This is a genomic window from Streptomyces coffeae, assembly GCF_016741875.1.
GTDB lineage: Bacteria > Actinomycetota > Actinomycetes > Streptomycetales > Streptomycetaceae > Streptomyces > Streptomyces coffeae.
Genome location: NZ_JAERRF010000014.1, coordinates 19270 through 33496 on the forward strand (window position 1 = coordinate 19270; position 14227 = coordinate 33496).

Annotated in this window: 5 protein-coding genes; 3 read left to right on the top strand and 2 right to left on the bottom strand. The window is 71.0% G+C overall.

Annotated elements, in window-relative coordinates:
- Positions 1-204: 204 nt before the first annotated feature.
- The 3 genes from JK363_RS23240 to JK363_RS23250 all read left to right on the top strand — a co-directional run bounded on the left by JK363_RS23240 (position 205) and on the right by JK363_RS23250 (position 9763).
- The gene (locus JK363_RS23240) at positions 205-5178 is read left to right on the top strand and encodes an NAD-glutamate dehydrogenase (protein WP_201876959.1); all 4974 of its coding nucleotides are present in this window, start codon (positions 205-207) and stop codon (positions 5176-5178) included.
- Positions 5179-5386: 208 nt separating this feature from the next.
- Positions 5387-7687 carry a bifunctional glycosyltransferase/CDP-glycerol:glycerophosphate glycerophosphotransferase gene (locus tag JK363_RS23245; RefSeq protein ID WP_201876960.1) on the top strand — a complete coding sequence of 767 codons (2301 nt, stop codon included), beginning with the start codon at positions 5387-5389 and terminating at the stop codon, positions 7685-7687.
- Positions 7688-7732: 45 nt separating this feature from the next.
- Entirely contained in the window at positions 7733-9763 is a 2031-nt protein-coding gene (locus JK363_RS23250) for a glycosyltransferase family 2 protein (RefSeq protein WP_201876961.1), read from the top strand.
- 324 nt (positions 9764-10087) lie between these two features.
- Here the strand turns inward: JK363_RS23250 and JK363_RS23255 are convergent, their stop codons facing one another.
- Both JK363_RS23255 and JK363_RS23260 read right to left on the bottom strand, forming a co-directional pair.
- Positions 10088-12085: a glycosyltransferase gene (locus JK363_RS23255; RefSeq protein WP_201876962.1), complete on the bottom strand. Its 1998-nt coding sequence runs from the start codon at positions 12083-12085 to the stop codon at positions 10088-10090.
- A complete protein-coding gene (locus JK363_RS23260) occupies positions 12075-14108 on the bottom strand; it encodes a hypothetical protein (protein WP_201876963.1) in 2034 nt (677 codons plus the stop codon). The genes JK363_RS23255 and JK363_RS23260 overlap by 11 nt, the downstream gene beginning before the upstream one ends.
- Between the last annotated feature and the right edge of the window lie 119 nt (positions 14109-14227).

Consider the following 14227-nt stretch of genomic DNA (forward strand, 5'->3'; position numbering starts at 1 on the left):
GGGCCCTCGCCGCGAGCCCGGGGCGCCACCGGGCGCGAGCCGCCGCTGACCCGTGCCGCGTGGGGTCTTGGTCACTTACGGCCGAGTACGCCCCGGCCATCCCGCGATCCGGCATACCGTCGTCTGAGACCGGATTCACCGCGTCGCGGCGTCACGCCACCGCCATCAATGTCACGCAAAGGCGCGCGACAGGAGCCAGAGGACATGCAGACCAAGCTGGACGAAGCCAAGGCCGAGCTGCTCACGCGGGCCGCCCGGGTAGCTGAGAACAGCCCTGCCGGGGGGCAAACACCGGTTCAGGGCCCGGGCCCGGAGATCCTGAACGACTACCTCCAGCACTACTACCTGCACACGCCCCCGGAGGACCTCGCCGACCGGGACCCGGTCGACGTCTTCGGCGCGGCGCTCTCCCACTACCGGCTCGCCGAGTCGCGGCCGCAGGGCACGGCGAATGTCCGGGTGCACACCCCGACCGTCGAGGAGCACGGCTGGACGTGCAGCCACTCCGTCGTCGAGGTGGTCACCGACGACATGCCGTTCCTGGTCGACTCGGTCACCAATGAGCTCACCCGCCAGGGCCGCGGCATCCATGTCGTGATCCACCCGCAGGTGATCGTGCGCCGTGACATCACCGGCAAGCTGATCGAGCTGCTGGATGCCTCGTTCGAGCGCAAGCTCGGCCGGGAGCTGCCGCACGACGCGGTGGTGGAGTCCTGGATCCATGTCGAGACCGACCGCGAGACCGACCGCGGCGATCTGAAGCAGATCACCGCCGATCTGCTGCGTGTCCTGTCCGACGTCCGCGAGGCGGTCGAGGACTGGGAGAAGATGCGCGAGTGCGCGCTCCGCCTCGCCGAGGGCCTGCCGGTGGAGCCCAAGGCCGATGAGGTGCGCGAGCAGGAGGTCGAGGAGGCCCGTGAGCTGCTGCGCTGGCTCTCGGACGACCACTTCACCTTCATCGGCTACCGCGAGTACGAGCTGACGCAGGCGCCCACCGAGGCCGGCGGCGTGGAGGACGTGCTGAGCGCGGTGCCCGGCACCGGTCTCGGCATTCTGCGCTCGGACCCGACCCACAAGGACACCGACGAGAGCGCCCACGCCGGACCCGCCCCGGTGTCCCCGTCGTTCAACCGGTTGCCCGCCGACGCCCGTGCCAAGGCCCGTGAGCACAAGCTGCTGGTGCTCACCAAGGCCAACAGCCGCGCCACCGTCCACCGCCCGTCCTACCTCGACTACATCGGCGTGAAGAAGTTCGACGCCGAGGGCAATGTGATCGGCGAGCGCCGCTTCCTGGGTCTGTTCTCGTCCGCCGCGTACACCGAGTCGGTGCGCCGGGTCCCGGTGATCCGCCGCAAGGTCGACGAGGTGCTGGCGGGCGCGGGCTTCGCGCCCCACAGCCACGACGGCCGGGATCTGCTCCAGATCCTGGAGACCTACCCGCGCGACGAGCTGTTCCAGACCCCGGTCGACCAGCTGCGCTCCATCGTGACCAGCGTGCTCTACCTCCAGGAGCGCCGCAGGCTGCGGCTGTTCCTGCGGCAGGACGAGTACGGGCGCTACTACTCCGCCCTGGTCTATCTGCCGCGCGACCGCTTCACCACCGATGTGCGGCTGCGGCTGACCGACATCCTGCTGGAGGAGCTCAGCGGGCGCCCGCCGGTCGACTTCACCGCGCTGCACACAGAATCGGTTCTCTCCCGGCTGCACTTCGTGGTCCGGGTGCAGCCCGGCACCGAGCTGCCCGACCTCACCGACGCCGATGTCGAGCGCATCGAGAACCGGCTGGTCGACGCCGCCCGTTCCTGGGCCGACGGCTTCTCCGAGGCCCTGGTCTCGGAGGTCGGCGAGGAGCGCGCCGCCGAGCTGCTGCGCCGCTACCAGCACGCCTTCCCCGAGGGCTACAAGGCCGATCACACCCCGCGCGGCGCGGTGGCCGACCTCCAGCATGTGGAGCGGCTGACCGCCGAGGACAGCAAGCAGGACTTCGCGCTCAGCCTGTACGAGCCGGTCGGCGCCGCCCACGCCGAGCGCCGCTTCAAGATCTACCGGGCGGGCGGCCAGGTCTCGCTGTCGGCCGTGCTGCCGGTGCTCAACACCCTCGGTGTCGAGGTGGTCGACGAGCGCCCGTACGAGCTGCGCTGCGCGGACCGGACCACCGCCTGGATCTACGACTTCGGGCTGCGGCTGCCGCTGCGTGAGGGCGAGACCCTGGCCGACGACGCCCGTGAGCGCTTCCAGAACGCGTTCGCCGCGGTGTGGACCGGCCAGGCCGAGAGCGACGACTTCAACCAGCTGGTGCTGGGCGCCGGGCTGGACTGGCGGCAGGCCATGGTGCTGCGCGCGTACGCCAAGTACCTGCGGCAGGCGGGTTCCACCTTCAGCCAGGCGTACATGGAGGACACTCTCCGTAACAACGTCCACACCACCCGGCTGCTGGTCTCCCTGTTCGAGGCCCGGATGTCGCCCGAGCGGCAGCGGGCGGGCCTGGAGCTGACCGACGCCCTGCTGGAGGAGCTGGACGCGGCGCTGGACCAGGTGGCCTCGCTCGACGAGGACCGCATCCTGCGCTCGTTCCTCACCCTCATCAAGGCCACCCTGCGCACCAATCACTTCCAGCGGAACGGGCAGGGCACGCCGCACGACTACCTGTCCATCAAGCTGGACCCGCAGGCGGTGCCGGATCTGCCCGCGCCCCGCCCGGCGTTCGAGATCTGGGTCTACTCCCCGCGGGTGGAGGGTGTGCACCTGCGCTTCGGCAAGGTCGCGCGTGGTGGCCTGCGCTGGTCCGACCGGCGTGAGGACTTCCGCACCGAGATCCTGGGCCTGGTCAAGGCGCAGATGGTGAAGAACACGGTCATCGTGCCGGTGGGCGCCAAGGGCGGCTTCGTCGGCAAGCGGCTGCCGGACCCCTCCGTGGACCGGGACGCCTGGATGGCCGAGGGCATCGCGTGCTACAAGACCTTCATCTCCGGTCTGCTGGACATCACCGACAACCTGGTCGCCGGTGAGGTCGAGCCGCCGAAGGACGTCGTCCGCCACGACGGGGAGGACACCTACCTGGTCGTCGCCGCCGACAAGGGCACCGCGACCTTCTCCGACATCGCCAACGAGGTGGCCCAGGCGTACGGCTTCTGGCTGGGCGACGCCTTCGCCTCCGGCGGTTCGGCCGGTTACGACCACAAGGGCATGGGCATCACGGCCCGCGGCGCCTGGGAGTCGGTCAAGCGCCACTTCCGGGAGCTGGGCCACGACACCCAGACCGAGGACTTCACGGTCGTCGGCGTCGGCGACATGTCCGGCGATGTGTTCGGCAACGGCATGCTGCTCAGCGAGCACATCCGGCTGATCGCCGCCTTCGACCACCGGCACATCTTCCTCGACCCGGACCCGGACGCGGCCATCTCCTACGCCGAGCGCCGCCGGCTGTTCGAGCTGCCGCGCTCGTCCTGGGAGGACTACAACTCCGAGCTGCTCTCCGCGGGCGGCGGGATCCACCCCCGGTCGGCGAAGGCCATCCCGATCACCCCGCAGGTGCGGGCCGCCCTGGGCATCGAGTCGCGGGTCGCCAAGATGACCCCGGCCGATCTGATGAAGACCATCCTCAAGGCGCCGGTCGACCTGCTGTGGAACGGCGGTATCGGCACCTACGTCAAGTCGTCCACCGAGAGCAACGCCGAGGTCGGCGACAAGGGCAATGACGCGATCCGGGTGGACGGCCAGGATCTGCGGGTGAAGGTCGTCGGCGAGGGCGGCAACCTGGGGCTGACCCAGCTGGGCCGGATCGAGTTCGCGTCGAACGGCGGCAAGATCAACACCGATGCCATCGACAACAGCGCCGGTGTGGACACCTCCGACCACGAGGTGAACATCAAGATCCTGCTCAACGCGCTGGTCACCGAGGGCGATCTGACCCTCAAGCAGCGCAACAAGATCCTCGCCGAGATGACCGACGAGGTCGGCGCGCTGGTGCTGCGCAACAACTACGCGCAGAACGTGGCCCTGGCCAACTCCGTCACCCAGGCCCCCAGCCTGCTCCACGCCCATCAGCGGCTGATGCGCCGGCTGACCCGGGAGGGCCGGCTGGACCGGGCGCTGGAGTTCCTGCCCAGCGACCGTCAGATCCGGGAGCGGCTGTCCGCCGGGCGCGGGCTGACCCAGCCCGAACTGGCCGTACTGCTGGCCTACATCAAGATCACGGTGGCCGAGGAGCTGATCACCACCGGGCTCCCCGACGACCCGTACCTCCAGCGGCTGCTGCACGCCTACTTCCCGCAGGCGCTGCGGCGGCAGTTCCCCGAGCACATCGACGGACATGCGCTGCGCCGGGAGATCATCACCACGGTGCTGGTCAACGACACCGTCAACACCGCCGGTTCCACCTTCCTGCACCGGATGCGGGAGGAGACCGGGGCCTCCACCGAAGAGGTGGTGCGCGCCCAGACCGCGGCCCGCGCCATCTTCGAACTGGGCGAGATCTGGGACGAGGTCGAGTCGCTGGACACGGTGGTCGCGGCCGAGATCCAGACCCGGATGCGGCTGCACTCCCGCCGTCTGGTGGAGCGCGGCACCCGCTGGCTGCTCAACAACCGCCCGCAGCCGCTGGAGCTGGCCGAGACCATCGAGTTCTTCGGTGAGCGGGTGGCCGAGGTCCGGGCCCAGCTGCCCAAGCTGCTGCGCGGTGCGGACATCGAGTGGTACCAGCGGATCCTGGACGAGCTGACCGCCGCCGGGGTCCCGGAGGACCTGGCCACCCGGGTGGCCGGTTTCTCCTCCGCGTTCCCGACGCTGGACATCGTGGCCATCGCGGACCGCACCGGCAAGGAGCCGCTGTCGGTCGCCGAGGTCTACTACGACCTGGCCGACCGGCTGCGGATCACCCAGCTGATGGACCGGATCATCGAACTGCCGCGCGCCGACCGGTGGCAGTCCATGGCCCGGGTCTCCATCCGCGAGGACCTCTACGCCGCCCAGGCCGCCCTGACCGCCGATGTGCTGTCGGTGGGCAACGGCGGCTCCTCGCCCGAGCAGCGGTTCAAGGCGTGGGAGCAGAAGAACACGGCGATCCTCCAGCGGGCGCGCACCACCCTCGATGAGATCCAGGCGTCGGAGACCTTCGACCTGGCCAATCTCTCGGTCGCGATGCGCACCATGCGGACGCTGCTGCGCACCCACAGCTGACCGCGGCCTCCTGAAGACGGCCGTGCGGCCGCCTGCACGGCTCTGACGGATCCGACGCCCCCGGCGGGTTTTATGCCCGCCGGGGGCGTTCTTCACCCGCCTGGCCGCCCCTCCATCGACTTATCGGGCATACCCGGACGTACCACCCTAGGGTGGGCAGTCAGTGAGCGCTTCGCGCCTCGACCGCCTTCGCGTCCCGAGGAGCCCCATGCCCCGCTTCAGCATCGTCATCGCCGCCTACCGTGTGCAGGGTTATCTCAGCGCCTGTCTGGACTCCGTGCTGACGCAGCCGTTCCGCGATATCGAGGTGGTCGCGGTCGACGACCGCTCACCGGACCACTGCGGGGCGATCATCGACGCGTACGCGGCGCGCGACAGCCGGGTCGTCCCGGTGCACCAGGAGGTCAACGCCGGGCCCGGCCCCGCCCGTAACGCCGGTGTCGACCGGGCCACCGGCGACTATCTGCTCTTCCTGGACGGTGATGACACCCTCGCCCCCGGGACCCTCCAGGGGCTCGCCGACCGGCTCGCCCTCAACGAGGATCCGGACATCCTGTACTTCAACCATGTACGCACCTACTGGTCGGAGCGCAGGGAACCCAGCCTCTTCGGTGAACTGCTGGCCTCGGCGGGCACCGATGTCTTTTCCGTGTCCCAACGCCCCGCGTTCCTGCGGATCTTCGCGATGTCGTCCAACCGCGTCTATCGCCGCGCCTTTTACACCCACCACGGCTTCGCGTTCAGCGAGGGCATTTACGAGGACGCGCTGCTCTCGTACAAGACGATGCTGATGGCGCAGCGAATAGCCTGCGTGGATCTGGTCGGCCTGGAGTACCGGCAGCGGCGGGTGGGCGCCAGTACGGGAAGCCCCGGCGAGAAGCACTTCATCATCTTCCGGCAGTACGCCCGGCTCTTCGCGTTCCTCGAGGACAAACCGCGGCTCGAGCCCTTGCGTCCCTTCCTCTTCGAACGGGCCGTCTCGCATTTCCTGTTCTGTCTGGACCGCGCCTCCCGGGTGGCGGCGGCGGACCGGCCCCGCTTCTTCGACCATGCCGCCGAGTGGTACCGCACCCACGTCCCCGAGGGATTCACCCCGCCGGTCGAGAACCAATGGCGCTTCGAGGCGCTGGCCCACGGCTCGTTCCTCCGCTACCGGAAACACGAACTGTCGATCCGGGCGGCGGCCGGGGCGCGCAAGCTGCGGCGGATCGCCCGGCCGCCGGTGGCCAGACGGGCCAAGCAGACGCTGTACCGCATGCACCGGCAGCGGCCCGTGGACCCCAACCTCGCGGTCTACTCCGCCTATTGGGGCCGCGGGGTGCTGTGCAATCCGGGGGCGATCTACCACAAGGCCCGGGAGCTGGCCCCGCATATCCGCGGGGTGTGGGTGGTGAAGAAGTCGGCGATCGAGTCGCTTCCGGAGGGCGTGGACTACGTCATCTCCGGCACCCGGGACTTCTACCGGACCGTGGCCCGCGCCACGTACCTCGTCAACAACGTCAATTTCGCCAATGACGTGGTGAAGCGGCCGGGCACGGTGCATCTCCAGACCTTCCATGGAACGCCGTTGAAGTGTATGGGGCTGGACCAGCAGCGCTATCCCGCCGCGGCGGCCGGAATGAGCTTCGGCAATCTCCTCAAGCGCATTGACCGCTGGGACTTCGCGCTCTCCTCCAACCAGCATTCCAGCGAGGTGTGGGAGCGGGTCTACCCCGCCTCGTACCAGCTGCTGGAATACGGATATCCGCGCAACGACGTGTTCGTCTCCGCGACCGATGACGATATCCGGCGGATCCGCGCCGAGTTGGAGATCCCCCCGGGTCACACCACCGTCCTCTACGCGCCCACGCTGCGCGACTACCAGAAGGGCTTCACACCCCGGCTGGACCTGGAGCGGCTGAGCCGCGCCCTGGGCCCGGAGACAACACTCCTGGTGCGGGTCCACTACTCGTACCGGCCGCACGACGGCCTGAGGCGGCTCCAGGAGGCGGGGCTGGTGATCGATGTGTCGGCCCACCCGTCGATCGAGGAACTCTGCCTGGCGGCCGACGCGCTGATCACCGACTACTCCTCGGTGATGTTCGACTACGCCGTTCTGGACCGTCCCATCGTGATCTACGCGGACGACTGGGACATCTACCGGTCCACCCGCGGTGTCTACTTCGATCTGCTCTCGGGGCGCCCCGGTGAGACTCCGGGGGCCGTCGCCCGTACCGAGCGGGAGCTGACCGAGGTCTTCCGTGAAGGGCGCTGGTGCGACGCGGACGCGACCGCGCTGCGCGCCGCCTTCCGGGCACGCTTCTGCCCGTTCGACGACGGCCACGCGGCCGAGCGGGTGGTACGGGCCCTGATGCTCGCCCCCGACGGAACGGAGTCCCCCCAGCCACCCGTGCTCCGCACCCCGGCGCCGGTGCGGGCGCCCGGCGGTGCGGTCACGGTACGGCGCGGCACGGGGGCCCTTCCGGACCACACCACACAGCCGATCCAGCTGTCCCCCGACGACGACTGATCGACCCGTTCCCGTACCCCTGTCCCCGTACGTCCGGAGCCCGCCATGTCCGCTGAGTCCTCCGTCCGCGTCAGCGTCATCATCCCCGCCTACAACGCCATGCCGGAGCTGACCCGGTGCGTCACCTCCGCGAGGGAGCAGACCATCGGGCTCGACCGCCTGGAGATCATCGCGGTGAACGACGGCTCGACCGACGGCACGGCCGAGGAACTGGACCGGCTCGCCGCGGACTGCCCCGCGCTCCGCGTCATCCACCAGGAGAACTCCGGTGGCGCGGGCGGGCCGCGCAACACCGGACTGGACCATGCGCGGGGCGACTTCGTCTTCTTCCTCGACTCCGACGACTACCTGGGGCCGGACGCGCTGCGCCGCATGGTCGCCATGGCCGACGAGAACGGCACCGACATCGTCCTCGGCAGGATTGCCTCCGTGGGCGGACGTGCCGTACCCAGGGCCGTCTTCCAGCACAACCAGCCCCGCACCGACATCTTCTCCTCCCACGCCTATCTGACCCTGGGCCCGTGGAAACTGTTCCGGCGCTCCCTCATCGAACGGCTGCATCTGCGCTTCCCGCCCTACCGCAACTGCGAGGACAAGCCGTTCACCGCCGCCGCCTACCTCAACGCCTCCGGTATCTCCGTGGTCGCCGACTACGACTGCTACTACGTGCGCTACCGCGAGAACCGCAGCAACCTCACCCTCATCGCGGGCGATCTCGTCCACCGGATGGACGGCATCCGGCTGTGCTTCGAGACCGTGGCCCGCTATCTCGAACCGGGCCCGCGCCGGGACCAGATCATGCGCCGCCATGTGGAGTGGGAGCTGTGCGGGCCGCTGCGGGGTCTGCTTCCCCGCGAGAACGAGAAGGACGCGCGCGAGCGCTTCTTCCCCGAGTTCCGGCACTGGGCGCGGACCTGGGTGACCGACACCATCGTCCAGCGGATCGACGCGCCCGACCGGCTGCTGATCCACCTGCTGCGCGCCGACCGCTTCGAGGACGTACTGACCGTGGCGCGGAACGCCAAGCGGGACGCCCGGTGCGGGCACCTGATCGACAAGGGCCGGGTCTACTGGCTGCACCCCTTCTTCCGGGACCACACCGCCGATGTGCCCGATGCGTGTTTCGACATCACCGACCGGCTGCCGGTCCGCCACCACCTGGAGACGGCGCGGTGGCACGGCGGAGTGCTGCGGCTGACCGGTCACGCGTACATCGAGGACGTCGACGCCCTCGAACCGGCCACCGAAGTCGTGCTGCGCAAGTACCAGTCCGAGCGGCCCGAGGTGCGCGTGCCCACCACCCCGTGCCGCGCCGCCCGACCGCTGCCCGGGGAGGGGCGTTACGAACAGTCGGGCTTCAGCGCCGAGTTCGACCCGGCCACCGTCGACGACGGGGCGCCGCTCGAGCGCGGCCTGTGGAACATCTATCTGGACGTACGCGCCCAGGGCGTCAGCCGTACGGTGCGGTTCGGCAACAGCCGCGAGGACGGGGAGACCACCCACCCTCCGCGTCGGGAGCTGACCACACCGGAGGGCGAACCCCTGGTCGTGGTCCCGTACTTCACCCCGTACGGCAATGTCTCGCTCGACGTCGGCCAGGTCGCCCACCCCCTTGACGCCCCCTGCCAGGTGACCCGGACCGCCTGGCACCCGGTCCGGAAGAGCACCCTGGTCGTCGGTGGCCGACTGGCCGACGACGTGGCGCGGGACGGCCGGAGGCTGCGGCTGCGCGCCGAGAACGGAGCGGGCGCGGTACGCGAGATACCGGTGCGCTACGGACCGGGCGGCTCCCGCGACTTCACCGCCCGGCTGCCGGTCGGAAGGCTGGGCGAAGGCCGCTGGACCCTGGCGCTGATCATGGAGAGCCCCGATGGCGAGGGGCCGTACCGCACCGCGATCGTGCCCCGCTTCGGCCGGCTGGCCGGGACCCGCTGGTTCCGCTTCGGCCGCCCGTACTACGCCAAACCGGTGGCCCAGGGCCCGGCCGCGGCACTCGGTCTGGAGGTGGCCCCGGTCAAGGTCGCGACGGGCGTACGGCGGCGTCTGCGGCGCGGCTGGGCCCGCCTCACCGGGTGACCACGCTCCGCGGTCAGTGCCGCGAGGTGCCGTCATGCGTCTGCGGCTGCGTCGTGGCTGGTCGCGCCCACGCGGCGGAGCCGCACATCGACACAGCCCCGTGCCCCCAGGGTCCGTCTACGAAGGGGGCGTCCGGCCGCGAGCGGCGTCTGGTGCAGGGGGCACCTCCCAGCGGTAGCTGGGGGAGGATCGCAAGGCGGAGGATCGTCCTCGTACTGGGCGTACTCGGGCGACTCCGACAACGCGGCCGGGGGCACCTCCCAGCGGTAGCTGGGGGCGCCGTGCCAGGCGTCGGGAGCAGGGCGGCCCCTGTGAAGACGGGCCCTAGCGTCGCAGGCGGTTGCGTACGGCCGCGATCAGCCGCACCGGGGCCACCCGCAGCTCCAGGGTCAGTTCGCCGCGCCCCGTCAGCGGCTTGGCGTAGTACGGGCGCCCCCGGCGCAGCCAGCGGGCGCCGGGCAGCCGGGCGGGTGGCGGCACGGGCGCCGCGGGCGGCGGGCCGTCGCCGCCGGAACCGAGGAGCGCCAGCGTCACCGTCCACCGGCCCCGGCTCAGCTCGCGCACCGGCAGCCGGGCGGTGAAGGCGCCCGCCGGGTGGCCCGCGGCGAACCGCACCGGGTGGTCGCACACCCGGCCGTCGGTGTGCTCGGCGCGCAGCCGCAGCACCCGGCCCCGGGGCGACGGGGTGCCGGGCGGCAGCAGCCGTCCGGCGACGACCAGCGTGCCCTTGTCGGACGGGTGCCACACGGCCTCGGTCACCTCGCACGGCGCTCCCCGCGGGGCCGGGCCGATGTCGAAGGAGAGATTGCGGTACGGGGCGGTGAAGTACGGCGTGACCCGGGCGCGCAGACCGGGGCCCGCGGCCACGACGCGGCGTGCGGTGCCGATGTCGAGCCCGTCGTCATGGCGGTGCCCGAACCGCACCGTGCGGCTGATGCCCTGGGCCCGGACATCGAGGAAGACATCCCAGACGCCGGGGCGCAGCGGTGCCCCGCCGTCGGCGGTGGCGATGTCGATGTCCGCCGCGAACTCCGGGCTCCCCGGGGCTCCGGCGGGGGTGACCGGCATCCGCAGCTCGTCCTTGGCGTCGCGCCGGCGCAGCACCAGGTCGGTGCGGTCCTCGGGGCCGGGGCGGAGGCCCTCGACGGCCGCCCGGCCGCGTACTCGCAGGGTGCTGCGGCCGTGCCAGCCCGCGCCGGTGAGGTGGTGATGGACCGGCAGCCGGTCGGTGACGTCGAAACACAGGTCGGGGACGTCCGCGGCGGGGTCGCGGAAGAAGGGGTGGAGCCAGTAGACGCGGCTCTTGTCGACGAGGTGTCCGCGGTGGCCGTCACCCTCGGCGTCGCGTACGACGGACATCAGATCCTCGAAGCGGTTGGCGCGCAGGAGGTGGATCATCAGCCGTTCGGGCGCGGTGAGGGTGTCGAAGAGCCCGTCCGAGCAGTGGTCGAGCGCCCATCGGCGCAGGACGGGGAAGAAGCGGTCACGGGCGTCGGCCTCGCTCTCCCGGGGCAGCGCGCGCACCGCGCCGCACAGTTCCGACCGGATATGGCGCCGCATGACCGTGTCGCGGCGGGGGCCGGGCCGGGTGTACCGGGCGGCGGTCGTGAACAGCAGCCCCATGGCGTCGAGTCGGTCGGCGAGCGCGGCGGTGGTGCGGGCGGGGTTCGGGCCGCTCTCGCGGGAGCCGAGGTGGTAGCAGTCGTAGTCGGCGACGACGGAGATGCCGGAGGCGTTGAGGTACGCGGCGGCGGTGAACGGCTGCTCGCCGGTGCGGCACGGCGGGAAGCGCAGCTGGAACCGTTCGATCAGGGAGCGGCGGAAGAGCTTGCAGGGTTCGAGCGTGGCGTAGGCGCGGGAGCTGTAGACATCGGTGCGCAGCTGGTTGTGGCGGAAGACCGCTCTGGGGACGGCGCGCCCGTCCGGGGAGACCATCCTGCCGAGGACCACGTCGGTGCCGTTCTGGTCGGCCGTGGCGACCATACGGCGCAGCGCGTCGGGTCCCAGGCGGTCGCCGGTCTCGAGGAAGAAGACATAGTCGCCGCGGGCGAGGTCAAGACCGGTGTTGCGGGGGCCGCCCGCGCCACCACCGCTCTTGTGGCGGACGGCTTTCAGCGCGGGGCAGTCCGCGGCGAGCCGGTCCAGTTCCTCGGCGGTGCCGTCGGTCGAGCCGTCGTCGACGGCGATGATTTCGAGGCGGCTGAGTCCGATGGTCTGGTCCCGCGCGGAGGTGACGGCCCGGGTGACCCTGGGCATGGCGTCACGGGCGGGGACGATCACGCTGACACGGGGGCGCGGGCCGGTACGGCGGTTACGCGACATGCTGGCTCCGGGAGTGGTCGCGCAGTTGGATGACCGCTTCGCCCCGGGTGGCGGCGGACGCCACCGCCTCGCCGAAGCGCTGGAAGGAGGGCGGGTAGGCCGGGCCGAGCAGAAACTCCCTCAGCTGGTGGCGGGCGGTGCGCAGCTCGTCGTGGGCGGGGTCGAAGAGCAGCCACAGCAGGTGGTCCGTTCCCGACCCGTCCGGGCCGAGCAGATAGGCGGCGCCGGCCGCGGTGAACTGCCGCCGGAACTCCGCCTCGCCGAGCCCGGCGGTGTCGGTGAGGGCGTACGGCTTGAGGCTGGCGATGAAGTCGGACACCACGCTGGAGATGTCACCGATCAGCAGATCGGCTTGGTCGAAACACTGGTAGAGAGTGGGCGCGGGACCCTCGACCACCTGGTGCAGCCAGGGCGGCGCGGCTGCCCAGTGGGCGCGGTGCCACTGCCGCCGCAGCTCCTCGGCCTCGGCCTGGACGGCCGGGTCGGGTTCGGCGCTGTCGCGGGTGAGCATCGCCTCGTCGGCGTCGGCCCGGTGCAGCCGGGCGTCCAGCGCGGCGATACGACGGGTCAGCCCGTCCCGTTCACGGGCCGCTTCCTCGCGGGCGGCGGTGACGTCCTCCGGTTCCTGGGCGAGCGGTCCGGCGGCGCGCTGTTCGTTGGCGGCGCCGATCAGGGCGACGACGCGCTCATGGGCGGCACGGGCGGCGGGGGAACGGCTGCCGGTGAACGGATGCGGTTTGTACAGCACGCGGACCGGGCGTTCGCTCTCCAGCAGACGCCGTACGAGGTGTTCGCCCGCCGTGGTGAGTGAGGTGTTCCCCGGTTCGTCGGTCCACCCCTCCCAGGTGGGGGCGTACAGCACGGTGGGGACGGGCGCCGGGGCGCGATCGATGCCGGCCACCCGGACGCCGTCCAGCTGCGGGCGGCCGACCTCGACGATATCGGCGTCCCGGACCCCGACGGCGGCCTCGGCATAGCGCCGCCGCCCCGCCTCGCCCGCCACCCACACCTGGTCGTAGACCTTGCTGTAGGGGTTGACGCTGGCGATCTTGTCGCTGTCGCCGTGGCCGAGGAAGACATGCTGCATGGTGGGAACACGCAGCAGGTGGATGTTCTCGCCGACATTGGCCGGGTAGAGCGCGACCCGCACACTGCTGAGGTCCAGGTTCATCAGATGCACCGCGCTGGGGACGCAGAGCACCGGCAGCGGGGTCGGCGCCAGCTCCTCGACCAGATGGCGTTCGCGCAGCAGGACCAGGGACGGCGTAGGCAGTGCGGCCACCGCCGCCAGCCACATGTTGACCTGGTACGCGGAGTCGCGGGAGCCGGAGAAGTGCAGGATGGTCTCCGGCCGGTGGCGGCTCAGCCAGTTGTCGACCTCGGCCAGCACCTGCGCGGCGCCGGGCATCCGGATGGCCTGGACGAGGTACGGGACGAGCGCGAGCACCGTCACCAGACAGCCTCCGGCCGCCAGCGTCAGCGCGGCCACCACCCAGCGGGCGTCATCGGTGACCAGCGAGACCGTCAGCCCCAGCAGGGTGACCAGCTCATAGGTCAGCATCCGCTGACCGGGCCATTCGGTGAGCCGCCGGGGCGGCCGGTCGCTGATCCGCAGCCGCCGCAGGTCGATGTTGCGGGTGACGACGGCGAGCCCGCGGCGGCGGCGGATGAGGGTACGTATCGCGGCGTGCAGGGCCTGGCCGCCCAGCAGGCACAGCACCAGCGTCATGGCCGCGGCCAGCCCGATCGGGCCGGTCAGACGCAGTCGGCCGAGCAGCAGGAGCAGCAGCACACAGCGCAGTTCGAAGCGCAGCGTCTCGCCGATGTGCAGCCGTCCCAGACGGGTCATCAGCCCAGGTTCGGTGCGGTGCAGCAGCAGATCGCAGCCGCAGCCGAGCAGCCCGGCCGCCGCGAAGAGCCCTCCGGACCCGGTGAGGGCGGCAGCCGCCGCCGTCACCATGCACCCGGCCAGCGCGACGAAGGCCACGAGGCCGCGGGGACTCTTGATACCGAGGCGGTTCATGACGCGTGCCCTTCACGGCGGATAAGTCGTACTGGTTGGAAACTGTAGGTGAAGGTACCTATTCGCGCCTTTTGTCATGAATCAGGGGAGTGCTGCTCGGTCAGCGCTCCCCCGTGGCC